Origin of the sequence: Lysinibacillus xylanilyticus, from assembly GCF_001708185.1 — a bacterium.
GTDB lineage: Bacteria > Bacillota > Bacilli > Bacillales_A > Planococcaceae > Lysinibacillus > Lysinibacillus xylanilyticus_A.
In genome coordinates this window covers 625,129-641,629 of record NZ_MDDN01000002.1, presented here as the reverse complement: position 1 = coordinate 641,629, position 16,501 = coordinate 625,129, and the positions used below count along the sequence as shown (strand labels likewise).

Below are 16,501 nucleotides of genomic sequence, written 5' to 3'. Positions count from 1 at the left end.
ATATTCGATTATGATTTATGAGAAGGGCGAAAAAAATAAGTGAGTCAGAAAAATATGAACTATACATTGTTTGAATGTGAAAATATGCACAAATTTAATTATATTAGAATAATTTTTATGAGCTGCGGTAATAGTGTGGAAAAGTAATATTAGCTAAAAAGTGTTGTGGTTTTCCTTTAATAAACAGCTATTTACTTAGAGGTTGTAGGGTTTTCGATGTAATATAACAAGGGTGAAAAATAAAAAACTTTTTGGGGAAATAATATTTTTTTGAAAAACATCTTGCATTTGAATAATTCTAAATGGTAAATTGTTTTACATGGACGTTCATAAAACTTTCACAGGTAGCAAAAGAGGGGAGAAAAGAGAATTTATGAATAAAAATAGATGGTTAATTGCATTATCCGCAATCGCTATTCATCTTTCGATCGGTGGAGCATATGCATACAGTGTATATAAGCTACCGATTGTCACAGAGATGGGATGGAGTGAAACAAACGTAACGGTTGCCTTTACAATAATGATGGGGCTTGCGGGTTCTTCCGCAGCATTATTTGGTAGCTTAGTAGAGAAAATGGGGCCACGTAAATCTGCAATGATAGCAGCTGTTCTATTTGGGGCAGGACAAGCTGGTGCTGGTCTAGCGATTGAAATGGATTCCGTAACAATGTACTGGTTAACATATGGTTTACTAAGTGGATTGGGTATGGGTATTGGTTATATTTCACCTGTATCGACATTAGTTAAATGGTTCCCAGACCGTCGTGGTTTGGCAACAGGTATGGCTGTACTTGGGTTTGGATCAGGGGCACTCATTACAGCGCCTGTCGCAGCTAACTTAATGGAGGCTGTGGGGATTTCTACAACGTACTTCATTTTAGGGGCAAGTTATTTCACGTTAATGATTTTAGGGGCTTTATATATAGTGCCGCCTGCACCTGGTTATATGCCAGCGAATATGAAGGCTGCTGCAAACAATGGTAAAGAAGTTGTGAAAAAAGATTTAGCTGTCATGTCAGCGCGTGAAGCTGTAAGAACTAAGCATTTCTGGATGCTATGGGCGATGCATTTAGTAAACGTAACAGCAGGTATTATGATGATTTCTGTTGCATCTCCAATGGCTCAGGAAATTGTAGGATTATCAGTTGCGGGAGCCGCAGCAATGGTAGGAGTAATGGGATTATTTAATGGTGGTGGTCGTTTAGTATGGGCTGCTGTGTCTGACTATATTGGTCGTTCGAACGTCTTTGTAATTTTCTTTATCATACAGCTAGTTACATTTATCGTCTTACCATATACAACAAACGCTATTATTTTCCAAGCACTTATTTTCTTAGTTGTTAGTTGCTATGGTGGAGGTTTCTCGAATTTACCTGCATTTGCAAGTGATTTATTCGGTACGAAGCAACTTGGTGTTATTCATGGTTATTTATTAACAACATGGTCATTAGGTGGAGTTTTTGGACCACTTTTAGTAAGCGCAATTAAAAATGCTTATGGAAGCTATATTCCAGTATTCTATGTGTTTACAGGATTAATTGCAGCCTCATTAATAATTTCAATAACTTTACGTGCCGATGTACGTAAACAAACTGCATTAAAAGAAGCTTCTCAAAAGGTTGGAGACGTCTCTGCTACACGATAAATTTTACTTTCAATTCGCACTTGAAAGTATTCGCCATATGAGTGTCATTTCGCACATGACGCTTGTATGGTCTTTTTTTGTAGCAGTTGTTATATAACACTTGATTAATCTTTTTTTAATGTATAACAGCTGTTGTCTGATGTCAATATCATTACAGGAAATAAAGTGATTTCGCTACCAAAAGAGAATTTTTGCAACGAAAAGTAAATGCAAGGCTCATGAATTAATCTTTAATGGGGACCTAAAAATGGGGATGTATTTGTCAGAAATATTTAGGAACAACCGTTAATGCATAAGTTTGTAAGTTTAGTTAGAGTGCGAAATTCAAGAGGAATTAAAATGAATTGAATCTTTTCATTAGTTTAAACGTATATAAGATAAAAAAGGGAGGAATTGGAATGGGTAAATTTTCATTAGATGAATTTGTCAATAAAACACAACAGGACGACAACGAAAATGAATATTTCGAGTTAGAAACTGAACGTGTATTAGAGGTCAATCTAGATGGTGAAGTATGGTCAAAAATGGGCGCAATGATTTCCTACATAGGCGATATTAAGTTTGAGCGTGAGCGTGTGTTGGAGCATGGATTAGGTAAAATGTTTAAAAAGGCATTAACAGGCGAAGGTACACAACTTATGAAAGCGAATGGGAAAGGGCGACTGTACTTAGCCGATCAAGGAAAAAAAGTAACAATCTTCGATTTAAAGGGTGAAAGTATTTGTGTCAATGGTAATGACTTACTTGCATTTGAACCGAGTATAGAATGGGATATTCAATTAATGCGTAAAATGGCTGGAGTCATGTCAGGTGGGTTGTTTAATGTAACGTTACAAGGAAAAGGGAAGGTCGCTATTACAACTCATTTTGAACCGCTTACCTTGCTAGTGAAACCTGGTGAAACGGTTTATACGGACCCACATGCAACAGTAGCATGGTCAGGCAATTTGAAACCAGAATTTAAAACAGATATTAGCTTCCGTACGTTTATCGGTCGTGGGAGCGGTGAGTCCATTCAAATGGCTTTCTCAGGTGAAGGCTTTGTCATTATTCAACCGTTTGAGGAAGTGTATGTGACTAAAGAAAGCTAAAAAGGAAGCTGGGACAAAACGCTATTATTTTGAATAATAGCGAAAAAAGATAGTAACTTTTTCGCTTCAGTGAGTAGGTTGTTCCTTCCTGAATCAAAAAAATGTTAGACCAATACAATCGGTCTAACATTTTTTCTTTTTGTCCCAGCTTCTTTTTAATGGATAGAAGATCTAGAATCGCTGATAACTTGCGGGAAATCGCTGATAAAAGCCCTGGAATCGCTGATAACTTGTGGGAAATCGCTGATAAAAGTCCGGAATCGCTGATAACTTGCGGGAAATCGCTGATAAAAGACCTAAAAATCGCCGATAACTCCCGAAAGTCCGCTGATAAAAGCCCCCGATACAGTAATCTTACATTCCTGCATTCATCCCTGCGATACGTCCTGTAACGAGTGCAGACGTTATATTATAGCCACCTGTATAGCCGTGAATATCAAGGATTTCTCCGCAGAAAAATAACCCATCCTTTTTCTTCGAGGCCATTGTCTTTGGTTCAATCTCTTTAACAGAAACTCCACCCCCAGTGACAAATGCTTTTTCAAGAGACTGCGTACTACTAACCGACATTGTGAAATTGACGAGTAGTCTAGCTAAGTTGCGAATTTTTTCCTGTGATAATTCAATGCCTGTCATTTGTACATCGATATCCGCGCGTTCACATAAAAATAACAACCAGCGTTCAGGCGCAATTCCTTTCCAAACATTTTTCACTGCTTTTTTAGGATCTTCTTTAATAAGTCTGTTTAAATATTGCAGGCACGTTTCTTCATTATAATCAACGAGTGTTTGAATACGCATTGTCACAGGCTCGTAACCTGTTTTCATTAACTCTTTAACAACAAATTGACTACAGCGTAACACAGCAGGGCCACTTATTCCGAAATGCGTAAATAGCATATCCATTTGATGGGTTATAAGTACCTTGCCCTTTTTGTTTAAGACAGAAACAGCTACATCTCGTAACGCTAGCCCTTGTAGTTCGCGAGCTTGAATAAAATCCTCTTTTGATATAACAGGAACCTCAGTAGGGAAAAGTGTTGTGATTGTATGACCAGCACGTTCTGCCCATGGATAACCATCTCCTGTCGAACCTGTTTGTGGAACAGCTTTTCCACCAACTGCAACGATTACGGCTTCACTGCGAATTTCAGTACCATCTGTAAGGCGTACACCGAGAATTTTGTCCTCATCCATTAGAAGTTTATTAACTGGTGTGTTTAAGCGTACTTCAACATGTAGCCGCTGAAGTTGACGAATAAGTGCATCGACCACATCTTGAGCACGATTAGAAACGGGGAACATACGCCCGTGATCTTCCTCCTTTAATGCAACGCCAAGTCCTTCGAAAAATGCGATAATATCTTCGTTGTTGTAAACCGTAAAAGGACTGTAAAGAAAACGACCATTTCCAGGTATGTGCTTGACTATTTCTTCTACAGGTAAACGATTGGTAACATTACAACGACCACCGCCAGAAATGGCCAATTTTTTACCGAGCTTTGTCCCTTTTTCTAGTAATAGTACTTTCTTTTTACGCTCACCAGCAGCGACAGCGGCCATTAAACCTGATGGGCCACCACCGATAACGATAACATCGTACATATATTAAAACTCACTTTCTCTTCAAATTAGGAATCTTTCCTATTATACATGAAGTCTATATAGAGGGGCTTCTTTCACATTGAAAATAACACAAAAGTATTTTATAATGCTTTATCTTCTACTTTAATGTAGAGTTATTTCCGAAACCTTGAGATATGCGTTTGTTAAACGTATGCTATATAAGTTGATTGTAGTGGAGACTGGGCGACTCCTTGGGGATTAGCGCTAGAGGAACGAAGGCTAAAACCATCACGTCCTGTGATAACGCCTTCATGACCAACATCGGTGCTGTTGCTGTCGCTGCGCTTTCGCACAAACAAAACCCTCTGCTGCCGCTACGTTAGCACTACGCTTTCGCGCAAAAAACATCTTGCTGCTGTCGCTTCGCTTTCGCGCAAAAAACATCTTGCTGCTGTCGCTTCGCTTTCGCGCAAAAAACATCTGTTACCCCGAGACCCTGCAGCGAAGCGAAGCGGCTCATCGGACGCCCCCAGGAAGCTCTGCTCTGCGCGAAAGCAAAGCGTCAGCGACAAAGCGCTCAGTCGGAACGGAAATTAACCCTACGTTATGGTGAATAGCTTACATGTGTAAAGTTTAGATGGAAAATTCAAGTATAATTGAGAGATAAAGCGCTAGTTAGTTGAATGAATAATCAGTGTAGAATAACCTCACTGATGAAAGTTTTGCTTTATCTGTATTGTCTGCATGAAATGAATGTCTTTTCATGCTATTATGGTAAAGGTTATGCACTAAATTATGAGGTGAAAAATAGAATGTGCGGATTTATAGGCTATATTAATGGAACAAATGTGATCGATCATCATCAAACGATCGAAAATATGATGAATACAATTATTCACCGTGGACCAGACAGTGGCGGGATTCACAGTGACGATAAAGTAACTTTAGGATTCCGTCGATTAAGTATTATCGACTTATCAGACGTGGCGAATCAGCCGTTATATAGTGCGGATGGTAATATTGTTCTCGTATTTAATGGGGAAATTTTTAATTTCCAAGAGTTACGTGCTGATTTGATTGCAAAAGGTCACAACTTTAAAACACACTCTGATAGTGAAGTTATTATTTATGGTTATGTTGAATACGGAGTAGAATTTGTCAAAAAGCTTCGCGGAATGTTCGCATTCTGTATTTGGGATAAAAAGAATGATTTACAATTCATCGCTCGTGATGGCTTTGGTATTAAGCCACTGTATTATACAGAAAACACAACAGATGGTACTTTTATTTTCGGTTCAGAAATTAAATCATTTTTACCACACCCATCATTTATTAAAGAATTAAATAAAGATGCGCTACGTCCTTATTTGACGTTCCAATATTCTTCAATGGACGAAACGTTCTTTAAAGGTGTATACAAATTACAACCAGCACACTATATGCTTATTCAAAATGGGCAAAAGAAAATTGTGCAGTATTGGGATAAAAAATTCCATGCAAAAGAAGCTCCAATTGAAAAATATGTAGAAGAAATTCGTACGACAGTAAGAGAATCAGTAGATGCGCATCAAATAAGTGATGTAAAGGTTGGTTCTTTCTTATCAGGTGGTATTGATTCAAGTTATATTACTTCATTATTACGCCCTGATAAATCCTTCTCTGTTGGTTTCTCTGACTACGAGGATATGTTTAATGAAACAAATTTAGCAAAAGATTTATCTGATACATTAGATATTCAAAATGAGCGTAAATATATTTCAGCTGATGAGTGTTTTGAAGCATTACCAAAAATTCAGTGGCATATGGACGAGCCACAATCGAATCCATCTTCAGTACCACTTTATTTCCTTTCTGAGTTAGCTTCAAAGGATGTAACAGTTGTACTTTCAGGTGAAGGTGCAGATGAAATTTTTGGTGGCTACTCATGGTATCAAAACTCAGGCAAAATGCAAAAATATGAGAAAGTCCCATTTGGTATTCGTAAAGCATTACGTGGTATTGCAGAGGCGTTACCTAAAAATCAATACACGCACTTCCTTGTTAAAGGTGGTCAAACAGTAGAAGAACGCTTTATTGGGGAAGCGGTTGTGTGGGATGAAGAAGATGCATTAAATGTCTTAAAACCAGACTATAAAAATGGTCCATCTGTAAAATCGATTACAAAACGTATTTACGATGAAGTACCAGGTGATGATGATGTTACTAAAATGCAGTATCTTGATCTAAATCTTTGGATGCCAGGTGATATTTTATTAAAAGCAGATAAAATGAGTATGGCTCATTCTATCGAATTACGTGTACCATTTTTAGATAAAGAAGTGATGGAATTAGCGAAAAACATTCCATCGAGATACCGCGTAAATGACATTGATACGAAATATGTTCTACGTCAAGCTGCGCATCAGGAACTACCTGAAGAATGGGCAAAGCGTCCAAAACTTGGCTTCCCAGTGCCAATTCGTCACTGGCTACGTGAAGAAAAGTATTACAAGATGGTAAAAGAAATGTTTACAACTGACTTTGCCAATGAATTCTTTGATACAAAGCAATTAGTAGGCTATCTAGATGAGCACTATGAAGGACAAGCGAATCGTGGACGTTATATTTGGACAGCTTATGTATTTTTAGTATGGTATAAACAATTTTTCGTAGACATGTAATAGAGAAGTAACTTTAATCGGTGGAGGTTTTCTAAATCTCCACCGATTATTTTGAGGCTTCTACTTTCCACAAGGAGGACACAATCGATATTTTTTTTGATTGAGCTGTGTTTTTCTAGAACTTTTTAATGTATTTATGCGTCGGTATTCTATAAATATGTTAAGATTACAGTTGGTTTACTTATTTAATATTTGGTTATGTTGACTTTTCGTGTAGTTTTGCTGAATATTGTTGATCAGTGAAATTAAGCTATCAGGAGACGGCTATTGTGTGTGAGAGCGTTTGCAAATCAAACAGTTTCCCTGAATTGCTTAAAAGTACTCGGGTAGCAAGGGAATCCACTCAGATACCTGTAAAAAGATAGGATGCTACCGAAGCAAGCGTCTTTACAGCAATTATTTAATAAGTGTTTTTCTAAGTGTTATGATAATGAAAATCTTGATTTTACGATGAATGGATGGGTATGATGTCCAATTTAATGAAAGGTACTGCGATATTAACAATGGGGATGTTTTTATCGAAGGTGCTCGGATTAATTTATATTTTTCCGTTTTATGCGATTGTGGGTGAGGAGAATATTGCCCTCTATCAATATGCATACATTCCCTATTCGATTATGCTGGCTATAGCCATCTCGGGTGCGCCAATTGCTGTATCCAAGTTTGTTTCTAAATACAATGCAGCGGGTGATTACCAGTCAGGTCGTAAGCTGATGAAATCAGGCATAATGATTATGCTGATTACTGGTGTTGCTGCGTTTATTGCTCTCTTTATACTAGCTAAGCCAATAGCGGGTCTTGTTATTAAAAGTGATGAGCAGGCATTTACGATTGAGCAAATTGCCTCAGTAATGCGCTGGGTTAGCTTTGCATTAATTGTTGTGCCATTTATGAGTCTTTGGCGTGGGTTTTTCCAAGGTTATGACAAAATGGAGCCTACAGCAGTTTCGCAGTTAGTGGAGCAAATTGTTCGTATTGTTGTGTTGTTAGGTGGTTCATTCTTAGTTGTAGTAGTTTTCAATGGGCAACCAGAAACGGCGATCTCCTTCGCAGTATTTGCTGCATTTATCGGGGCAATTGGTGGGTTATTGACACTCTATTATTATTGGAAAAAATACCAACCTGAATTTGATTTACTACGCAGCCAAAGCGTTACGTCTAAGCAGCTCCCAATGTCCGACATATATAAAGAAGTTATTACGTATTCGATTCCAATGGTGTTTGTAGGCGTTGCTAATCCGTTATTCCAATTAGTAGATATGCTAACATTTAACGGAGCTATGACATCAATCGGATTAGCGGGAGTGACAGATAGTTATTTATCAATGATTAACTTTACAACTCATAAGGTTGTCATTATTCCGGTAATGCTAGCTACAGGTTTTTCGATGGCTCTTGTACCGACGATTACAAAATATTATACGCAAGGTGAATATTTATCACTACGACATGCAATGGATAAGACATATCAAATATTAATTTTTATTACATTGCCAGCGGTAGTTGGAATTTCGTTGTTATCAAATGAAATATACTTTATGCTCTATTCTGAAAGTGAGATGGGGGCTACAATTTTAGCCCATTACGCACCTGTTGCAATTTTATTTGCATTGTTCCAAGTAACAGCGGCTCTTTTACAGGGCATTGATTTCCAAAAATGGATTGTCTTTAGCTTATTATCTGGTATTTTAGTAAAGCTAGCCATTAATATTCCTTTAATTCGTTGGATGGAGGCGGATGGCGCGATTCTTGCTACAGCTATTGGCTATAGTGTATCAATTATCATCAATGTATTTGTGCTACGACAAACACTAAACTATAGATCAGAAATGGTTATACGTCGTGTGATGCTTATTTCTTGTTTGACAGTGGCCATGGCGGTAAGTGTACTAATTGTTCATAAACTTTTAGAGTTATTGATGGGACCAGTAGATGGTAAATTCTCCGCATTAGTTTATTCTGTTATTTGTGCTGGAGTAGGTGTAGCCGTATATGGCTATTTGTCTTTACGCTTAGGTTTAGCACAAAAATTACTCGGTGAACGATTGACAAGAATTACGAACAAACTGGGATTGAAATAGGAGGTATTATGCGATTAGATAAATTACTGGCGAATATGGGTTATGGGTCACGCAAGGAAGTTAAACAACTTCTAAAGCAAAAAGCAGTGACAGTGGATGGTGCATATGTGAAGGATGCAGCATTGCATGTTGACCCTGAAAAGCAAGATGTCTCCGTTTTTGGTGAACGTGTTATATATACAGAATTTGTATACATTATGATGAATAAGCCTCCGGGAGTTATTTCTGCAACAGAAGATTTACGGGATGAAACCGTCATTGATTTGTTAGATCCTTTACTTCAACATTTCGAGCCTTTCCCGGTAGGTCGCTTAGATAAAGATACAGAGGGGTTATTGCTGTTAACAAATGATGGCATATTAGCACATAATTTATTGTCTCCAAAAAAGCACGTGCCAAAGGTCTATTATGCACAAATAGAAGGTATTGTCACGGATGAAGACTGTGAGAAATTTGCTCAAGGTGTTGAGCTAGACGATGGTTATGTAACAAAACCGGGAGAGCTCATCATATTAAAATCTGCTCAGCAATCAGAAATTGAGTTAATGATTCAAGAAGGTAAGTTTCATCAGGTGAAGCGTATGTTTGAGGCAGTAGGTAAACGTGTAACGTATTTAAAGCGGCTGTCGATGGGGAACCTAAAGCTAGATGACAATCTAGAATTAGGTGAATATCGAGAGTTAACTGCTGAAGAGTTAGTCGGATTACAGAATAGGGATTAAAGAATACCTCGATGCTAAGGACAATTAGTATCGAGGTATTTTAATATACATACTTATAATAGTGAATGTATAATATGATATAACTTTCAATGAATAGCTTTTTAGTCTATGGTACTAAAAAATCTCTAAATCTTTCAGAAAAAAGATGGTGAAATTAAGTAGAGGACAAATTAATGAAAAACCTGAGAATTAAATTATTAATATCTTTAATTGTCTTTGCATTAGTACTGGTTGCTGTCATTTCTTATGTCAACAGGCAAATACTAATGGCAGATATAGAAGAACAAGAAGCCTTGAATAGAGAGTTAATTGAAAAGCATATTCTGACAGATATGCAAACTGTAGATAATGCCCATTATTATTTTGATAAGAATATCTCTGACAAAATGGAAGAAGAACTCCGGAAACTAATTACATATTATAGAGAAAATCCAGATATAGCGACGTGGGATTTGCAGAAGATTAAAAACGAACATGGTATGGATGTGTACATACTCGATCAATCAAATACTGTAATTTATACAACTTTTGAAAAAGATAAAGGATTAAATTTTTCAAAATGCTGCATACGTTTTTCTGCTTTACTAGATGAACGTCGAGCAAGCGGGGAATTCTACAGTGATGGCATAGATATTTCGACAACAACAGGGGGCTATCGAAAATTTAGCTATTTAGCGACACCTGATAACAAATATTTATTTGAGTTAGGTATAGACTTACTTGATAATCCTGTGTTCCAAACTTTTAACTTTGAAAAGACATCTGAATATTTAATTGATAAATATGCTGATTTGTTAGAGGTACAAACGATAAATGCGGGGGGAGTTTTCTTTGATTATTCTAAAGCCAGTAAAACAACTGTAACAGATCAATCGAAAAAATTTCAAGAGCATTTTGAGTTAGCAAGAAAAACGATGCAGCCAACGGAATTTCAAGAGGAGTTTCAAAATGGCTATATTGAAAAGTATCGTTTTTTACCATACGAAGCAGAAACGGTTCGAGGGGAATCTTCTAAAAGGGTTGTGTTTGTGAAATATGGTAATTTCACAGAATTAAAGGCGCTAGCTAAAAATACAAAGCAGTTTCAGCTATTGCTTTGTATTGCATTAGTAACTTCTTTCATAATGCTATTAGTCATCAATAAACTCCTTTCCAAAACGATGCATCTTGCAACATACGATCCGTTAACAAATGTCTATAATCGTGCTACCTATATTAGAAAAATGGACAAGTTATTAAGGAAAAGGAAGATGAATCAACCTGGTTTATTGTTGCTAGATTTAGATAATTTTAAACAAGTAAATGATCGATTTGGACATGGCGAAGGAGATAAAATCCTGATTGAAACAGCAAGAATTTTAAAACAAGAAGTGGAAAGGAATGGCTTTGTTGTAAGGTTCGGTGGGGATGAATTTGCAGTTGTTTTGTATGACGCGAAGGAAGAAGCTATACAGCAAATAGCGAATTCTATTTTGGAGAAAATTCGCCACTTGAAGTATGTTGATAAAGTCACTATTGATAGATGGTCTGTACTTTCAGTCAGTATGGGCGGTGCCATTTGCATTCATCCGGATGAGTCAGAAAGAAGTTTATTTGAGCGTGCAGATAAGGCATTATATCAATCGAAAAATGCTGGTAAAGACCAATACTCCAGTTATGAAGAGGTTGCTGCTGATGAAGAAAGCTAAAACCACTTAAAAATTATAAGGATAAATTGTAATATTGCTCGCTCCATTCCTAATAGTGAGTCCAAGCAAGTTTTTCAAATGCTTGAGATTCGCTAAAAGAAATGGAGCGATTTTTTTGTCTGAAGTCTAGTTACTGTAGCGGCTTAAGTTTTAACTTCTTTCAGCAGATGGTTTTTGTAGCGAAAGCAATGCGTCAGCTACTCAGTCTAAAAACGCCACGTCCTGTGGCACAACGACTGAGTGACCAACATCTTGTTGGCCCAAAGCCTCCTGGCGGATGTCACGAAATCGGAAAGGAGTTAATAAAGGATGGTAGCTTAAAATCATCGCATCCATACGATAACGGCTAACTGACCTGCATCTAGCAGTAAGCACAAAGCCGATTCCGGACACAATTATGCAGAGGCATAATTGATTCTATAAAATAGACAACTGCATAAAACAACAACAGCGATGACTGCAAACGTTGCATTCATATAATGTGATAATAGCCACCCACCAATAATTGGCCCAACAAAGCCCCCAAAATTTTTAAATTGGGCTGCTCCTAAATAGGTTGCCTTTTGTGTATCAGGCGCAATTTCATCAATCATGACATTCATAGTTGGAAAGGCGAAAATCTCACCAATCGTAAATATAATCATAGCGATTATATACAGCGGATAGTTGTTTGAGAGGCCGAATAATAAAAGACCAAACGCCAAGAACAGGATTCCTACTAATAGAGTGGCTGCCGATGAAAAGCGTTCAGATAGTATACTAATCGGTAATTGTAGTAATAACACAACTGCTGCATTTAGCGAAATGAGTAGAGAAAAAAGCTTAGTACCGTCTTCAATTTTGAGCTCAATGATTTGTGGCAGTGTCGAATCAAATTGAGAGTAACCAATATTTATTAAAATTGCACCAAAAATAAAACTTAATAGTACACGATTTGTTATTAGTATTGTGAAGGTTTGCAATATTTTTGTTTGTGTTGCAGCTTTTTGTTGTTGCATTTTATAGCAATTTAAAACGAAATATAAAAATACAGCATAAATAATATACATAGTTCCTGTCAGCATAAAAGGGATACTTGGGCTGGATAATTGAGAAATATAAACACCGATAACGGGACCGATCACCGCAGCTATGTTAATCGCCGTATAGCGTAATGAAAACAATCTTTTTCGTTTGTCAGCGGGAGTAAAATCAATCATTAATGCCTGGGTGGAAGGCTCAAAGAAGGAACGACATAAGCCATTCAAGGCGTTTAATGCTACGAAGACCCAAACAGTCTGTGCGATTGCAAAGCCGAAGAACACGATACTCCAAACAATAATAGTAAGCAAAATGATTCTTTTCCTACCAAATCGGTCTGTTAAATAACCACCTATGAAACCTCCTACAGTGGAGATTAATGGTGCAATACCAATTGTCAAACCTATTTGTAAAGGGGAGGCTTCAATTTCATTATGTAGGTAAATTGCTAGAAAGGGCATTGCCATAAAACTTGCAATGCGTGTGAAAATAGTTCCGCCTAAAATAATCCAAACGAGTGGATGGAACAGTTTGGGAAGTTTCATAGAAAATCCTCCTTCCAAAATATAGAATGTTTCGATTTTAACGGATTGTTGAGCAATTGTAAATAGTCAAAAAATAAACAGGGATAACGCTGAAGAACAAAATATTTATAAAAATGCATGTAATTCTTAGCAAATTGAGGAGAGAAATGAACTGGAATCCCCATATAAGTGAAACGGATTAAAAGGCGGGGGGATTTCTGTTCCGAAGAGCTCTTTATGAAAGCACAAAGTGGATTCCGGACGCAATTAGGCATAATTGATGAATAGATGAGGGCATCAACAATTACAAGACAACAAAAAAAGAATGACCACGACGAAAGGTCATTCTTTTCCCATACAAAATGCTTTACGTGTTAAACGTAAAAACTAAGACGTCAATTTTACTTTTTTCTTCGTCGTTGTCCATTTGCCTCGACTTGGACTCATCACCAAATCGTTAAAGGCTAACACGTTCAAATCTCTTTGAACGGTGCGAGGAGTGATACTAAACTCTTCGACTAAATCCTGTGTAGACACGGTTCCTTTGTCTAAAATAAACATGTACACGTCTTTAATACGATTAAGCATTCGATCAGTAGTTGGTTTCATAAATGAACCACTCCTTCATCTTATTTCTCTTGGCAAAGACTAGCGGACGACAATATGTGCGGAGTGCACTTAGGCTAATAAGTAGCTGCCTTAGACATCCCCTTTTCTAATTTTATATTCAGAACAATTATTCTGATAACTTTATTATATAGAAAAACTAGTTGATTTTCTAGTGAATGCAAGGGAAATTTACAATTTAAATAAAAAATTTATACTGTATTTTGTGGAAAAAAGCGAAGAACATGCTATATATGGTAGTGTTAGAGGAAGATTGTAAAAACAGTTGTCAGAAAGATGATTGTAATTTAAGGTGTAAAGAGTAGAATAATGTTATGAAATTGGAGGAGGTACATCGTATGGATTGGTTACAAGCTGCAAAAGAAAGGCAAGATGAATTAATACAAGATTTACAGGAGCTTGTGCAAATTAATAGTGTACTCGATGAGAATACGATCACTACTGAAGTACCTTTCGGTGATGGTCCATTAAAGGCTCTTGAATGGTTATTAGCAAAGGGCCAAGCTGAAGGACTGCAAACGAAAAATATTGATAATTATGCAGGGCATATACAGATGGGTGAAGGTGAAGATTTATTAGGTATTTTATGTCATGTTGATGTAGTACCTGTTGGTGATGAAAGAAATTGGACATACCCACCATTTAGTGGCACTGTTGCAGATGGTAAACTATTCGCCCGTGGTGCAATAGATGATAAGGGACCAACTATTGCAGCATGGATGGCTATGAAACTTGTTAAAGATGCAGGCATTCAGCTTGATAAAAGAGTACGAATGATTATTGGTACAGATGAAGAAACAGGCTTCCGCTGTGTCGACCACTATTTTAAACACGAGGAAATGCCGACTATTGGATTTGCGCCAGATGCGGATTTCCCACTCATCAATGCAGAAAAAGGCATTGCAGAGCTAGTGTTCTCTCAAAATAAAACTGGTGATGCAACGAAAGAACAGCTATTACTATTTAATGCTGGAAAGCGACCAAATATGGTACCTGATTTTGCAGAAGCGACAGTGCAATTTGTTTCTCCGCAATTCGAACAGAATTTTCACACATATTTAAGCGAAAATCAGCTAGAAGGCTCTTTATTAATCGAGGGTTCTCACTATATAATAACTATCAAAGGTAAAGCAGCCCACGCTATGGAACCAGAAAAAGGGGTCAATGCAGCTGTTTATCTTGCAGCATTTTTACAGCATGAGTTGACGACAGAGGCAAGTAAGCAATTTGTCGACTTTACCGCAGATGTTTTTTATCAAGATCATTATGGCAACATGCTTGAACTACAATTTGAGGACGAAATGTCTGGTAAAACTACATTAAATCCAGGGATTGTGAGCTTTGATGTAGCTAAAGGTGGCAGTATGGTGATTAGTATGCGTTATTCAGTCACTTATCCGTTTGATGAAAAAATTACCGAAGCACAACGTATAGCGGTGGCTAAAGGATTTTCATTGGATATTCAAGATGATTCAAAGCCGCATTATGTAAGTGAGGATGATGCATTGATTCAGACTTTAGCTGATATCTATAGACGTCAAACAGGAGATTATGAAACACCTTTACTTTCTACAGGTGGTGGTACGTATGCACGTGTCATGAAAAAAGGTGTGGCATTCGGTATGCTGTTCCCAGGCGAACCTGACGTAGCGCATCGTGCAGATGAGTTTGTTGTCATTGAAAATCTTATAAAAGCAACAGCTATTTACGCTGAAGCAATTGTTGAACTTGCAGGAAACAAATAATTTAAAGCTGAAAAGGATGAGCGAAACATGGCATATTCATTATGGAATGATCAAATCGTTGAAGAAGGATCTATTGCAGTATCCCCAGAAGACAGAGGTTACCAATTTGGTGACGGCATTTATGAAGTAATTAAAGTTTATAACGGCAACATGTTCACAGCACAAGAACATATTGATCGTTTCTATGCGAGTGCCGAAAAAATTCGTCTTGTCATTCCTTATACTAAAGACGTATTACACAAATTATTACATGAACTTATTGAGACAAATAATTTAGACACTGGACATGTTTACTTCCAAATTACACGTGGTACAACTTCTCGTAATCATATTTTCCCAGATGCAAGTGTTCCAGCTGTATTAACAGGGAATGTTAAAGTTGGCGAGCGTTCATATGAAAATTTTGAAAAAGGTGTTAAGGCTACTTTTGTAGAGGATATCCGTTGGTTACGTTGTGATATTAAATCCTTAAATTTACTAGGCGCTGTACTGGCAAAGCAAGAAGCTTCTGAAAAAGGTTGCTATGAAGCTATTTTACATCGTGGAGATGTCGTAACAGAATGTTCATCAGCGAATGTTTATGGCATTAAAGATGGTAAGCTTTATACACACCCTGCAAATAACTTCATTTTAAACGGTATTACACGCCAAGTTATTTTAAAATGTGCTGCGGAGATTAACCTAACTGTTATTGAAGAACCGATGACAAAGGCTGATTTATTAACGATGGATGAGGTAATTGTATCATCTGTATCTTCGGAAGTAACACCGGTGATCGATGTCGATGGTAACAAAATTGGTGCTGGAGTTCCAGGTGAATGGACTCGAAAATTACAGCAAGCATTTGAGGCGAAATTACCGCTTTCCATTAATGCTAAATAAGTTACGCTTTCAAGAGAGCTACCTTAACTTGGTTTTATCCCAAGCTACTAGGGTAGTTCTCTTTTTCTATAGAACAAATTATGGATGTTTTCTTCTGGAACGTCATGTAAAATAAATAAGATGATGATTTAACTACATAGCCTGAAGTTTACATATTTAAAATCAAAGAACAAATGACGATGTAATGAATGCAAATAGCTATTGATAATGTTTTTGAGTACCCTCAAAAACGTAGTCAGGGAGTTTAGAT

At 37.1% G+C, this 16,501-nt stretch carries 13 protein-coding genes; 9 read left to right on the top strand and 4 right to left on the bottom strand.

Annotated features, from left to right (window positions below):
• Positions 1 to 373 precede the first annotated feature (373 nt).
• Entirely contained in the window at positions 374 to 1,645 is a 1,272-nt protein-coding gene (locus tag BFJ97_RS07710) for an L-lactate MFS transporter (RefSeq protein WP_068984040.1), read from the top strand.
• A 398-nt stretch (positions 1,646 to 2,043) separates the two neighbouring features.
• Positions 2,044 to 2,736: an AIM24 family protein gene (locus BFJ97_RS07705; protein WP_068984039.1), complete on the top strand. Its 693-nt coding sequence runs from the start codon at positions 2,044 to 2,046 to the stop codon at positions 2,734 to 2,736.
• Positions 2,737 to 3,090: 354 nt separating this feature from the next.
• Here the strand turns inward: BFJ97_RS07705 and BFJ97_RS07700 are convergent, their stop codons facing one another.
• Together BFJ97_RS07700 and BFJ97_RS25415 are read right to left on the bottom strand one after the other, a co-directional pair.
• On the bottom strand, positions 3,091 to 4,341 hold the full coding sequence (locus BFJ97_RS07700) for an NAD(P)/FAD-dependent oxidoreductase (RefSeq protein ID WP_068984038.1): 1,251 nt from the start codon (positions 4,339 to 4,341) through the stop codon (positions 3,091 to 3,093).
• A 346-nt stretch (positions 4,342 to 4,687) separates the two neighbouring features.
• A complete protein-coding gene (locus BFJ97_RS25415; RefSeq protein ID WP_302621786.1) occupies positions 4,688 to 4,822 on the bottom strand; it encodes a hypothetical protein in 135 nt (44 codons plus the stop codon).
• 292 nt (positions 4,823 to 5,114) lie between these two features.
• Between BFJ97_RS25415 and asnB the strand changes: the two genes are divergently transcribed.
• From asnB to BFJ97_RS24025, 5 genes are all read left to right on the top strand, one after another.
• Positions 5,115 to 6,962 carry an asparagine synthase (glutamine-hydrolyzing) gene (gene asnB / locus BFJ97_RS07695; RefSeq protein ID WP_068984037.1) on the top strand — a complete coding sequence of 616 codons (1,848 nt, stop codon included), beginning with the start codon at positions 5,115 to 5,117 and terminating at the stop codon, positions 6,960 to 6,962.
• Positions 6,963 to 7,429: 467 nt separating this feature from the next.
• Complete coding sequence (locus tag BFJ97_RS07690) at positions 7,430 to 9,043, top strand: putative polysaccharide biosynthesis protein (RefSeq protein WP_083226944.1); 1,614 nt, start codon at positions 7,430 to 7,432, stop codon at positions 9,041 to 9,043.
• Between the two features lie 8 nt (positions 9,044 to 9,051).
• Positions 9,052 to 9,765, top strand: coding sequence for a pseudouridine synthase (locus tag BFJ97_RS07685; protein ID WP_068984036.1), 714 nt, complete (start codon positions 9,052 to 9,054; stop codon positions 9,763 to 9,765).
• A gap of 173 nt (positions 9,766 to 9,938) precedes the next feature.
• Positions 9,939 to 11,453 carry a GGDEF domain-containing protein gene (locus BFJ97_RS07680; protein WP_068984035.1) on the top strand — a complete coding sequence of 505 codons (1,515 nt, stop codon included), beginning with the start codon at positions 9,939 to 9,941 and terminating at the stop codon, positions 11,451 to 11,453.
• 101 nt (positions 11,454 to 11,554) lie between these two features.
• Entirely contained in the window at positions 11,555 to 11,803 is a 249-nt protein-coding gene (locus tag BFJ97_RS24025; RefSeq protein ID WP_139114392.1) for a hypothetical protein, read from the top strand.
• 45 nt (positions 11,804 to 11,848) lie between these two features.
• Here the strand turns inward: BFJ97_RS24025 and BFJ97_RS07675 are convergent, their stop codons facing one another.
• Entirely contained in the window at positions 11,849 to 13,018 is a 1,170-nt protein-coding gene (locus BFJ97_RS07675) for an MDR family MFS transporter (protein WP_068984034.1), read from the bottom strand.
• Between the two features lie 366 nt (positions 13,019 to 13,384).
• Positions 13,385 to 13,606, bottom strand: coding sequence for a DeoR family transcriptional regulator (locus BFJ97_RS07670; RefSeq protein WP_049667439.1), 222 nt, complete (start codon positions 13,604 to 13,606; stop codon positions 13,385 to 13,387).
• Between the two features lie 356 nt (positions 13,607 to 13,962).
• Here BFJ97_RS07670 and pepV point away from each other — a divergent pair, with 356 nt between their 5' ends.
• Positions 13,963 to 15,369, top strand: coding sequence for a dipeptidase PepV (pepV, locus tag BFJ97_RS07665; RefSeq protein WP_068984033.1), 1,407 nt, complete (start codon positions 13,963 to 13,965; stop codon positions 15,367 to 15,369).
• 27 nt (positions 15,370 to 15,396) lie between these two features.
• The gene (gene dat / locus BFJ97_RS07660) at positions 15,397 to 16,251 is read left to right on the top strand and encodes a D-amino-acid transaminase (RefSeq protein ID WP_068984032.1); all 855 of its coding nucleotides are present in this window, start codon (positions 15,397 to 15,399) and stop codon (positions 16,249 to 16,251) included.
• Positions 16,252 to 16,501 lie beyond the last annotated feature (250 nt).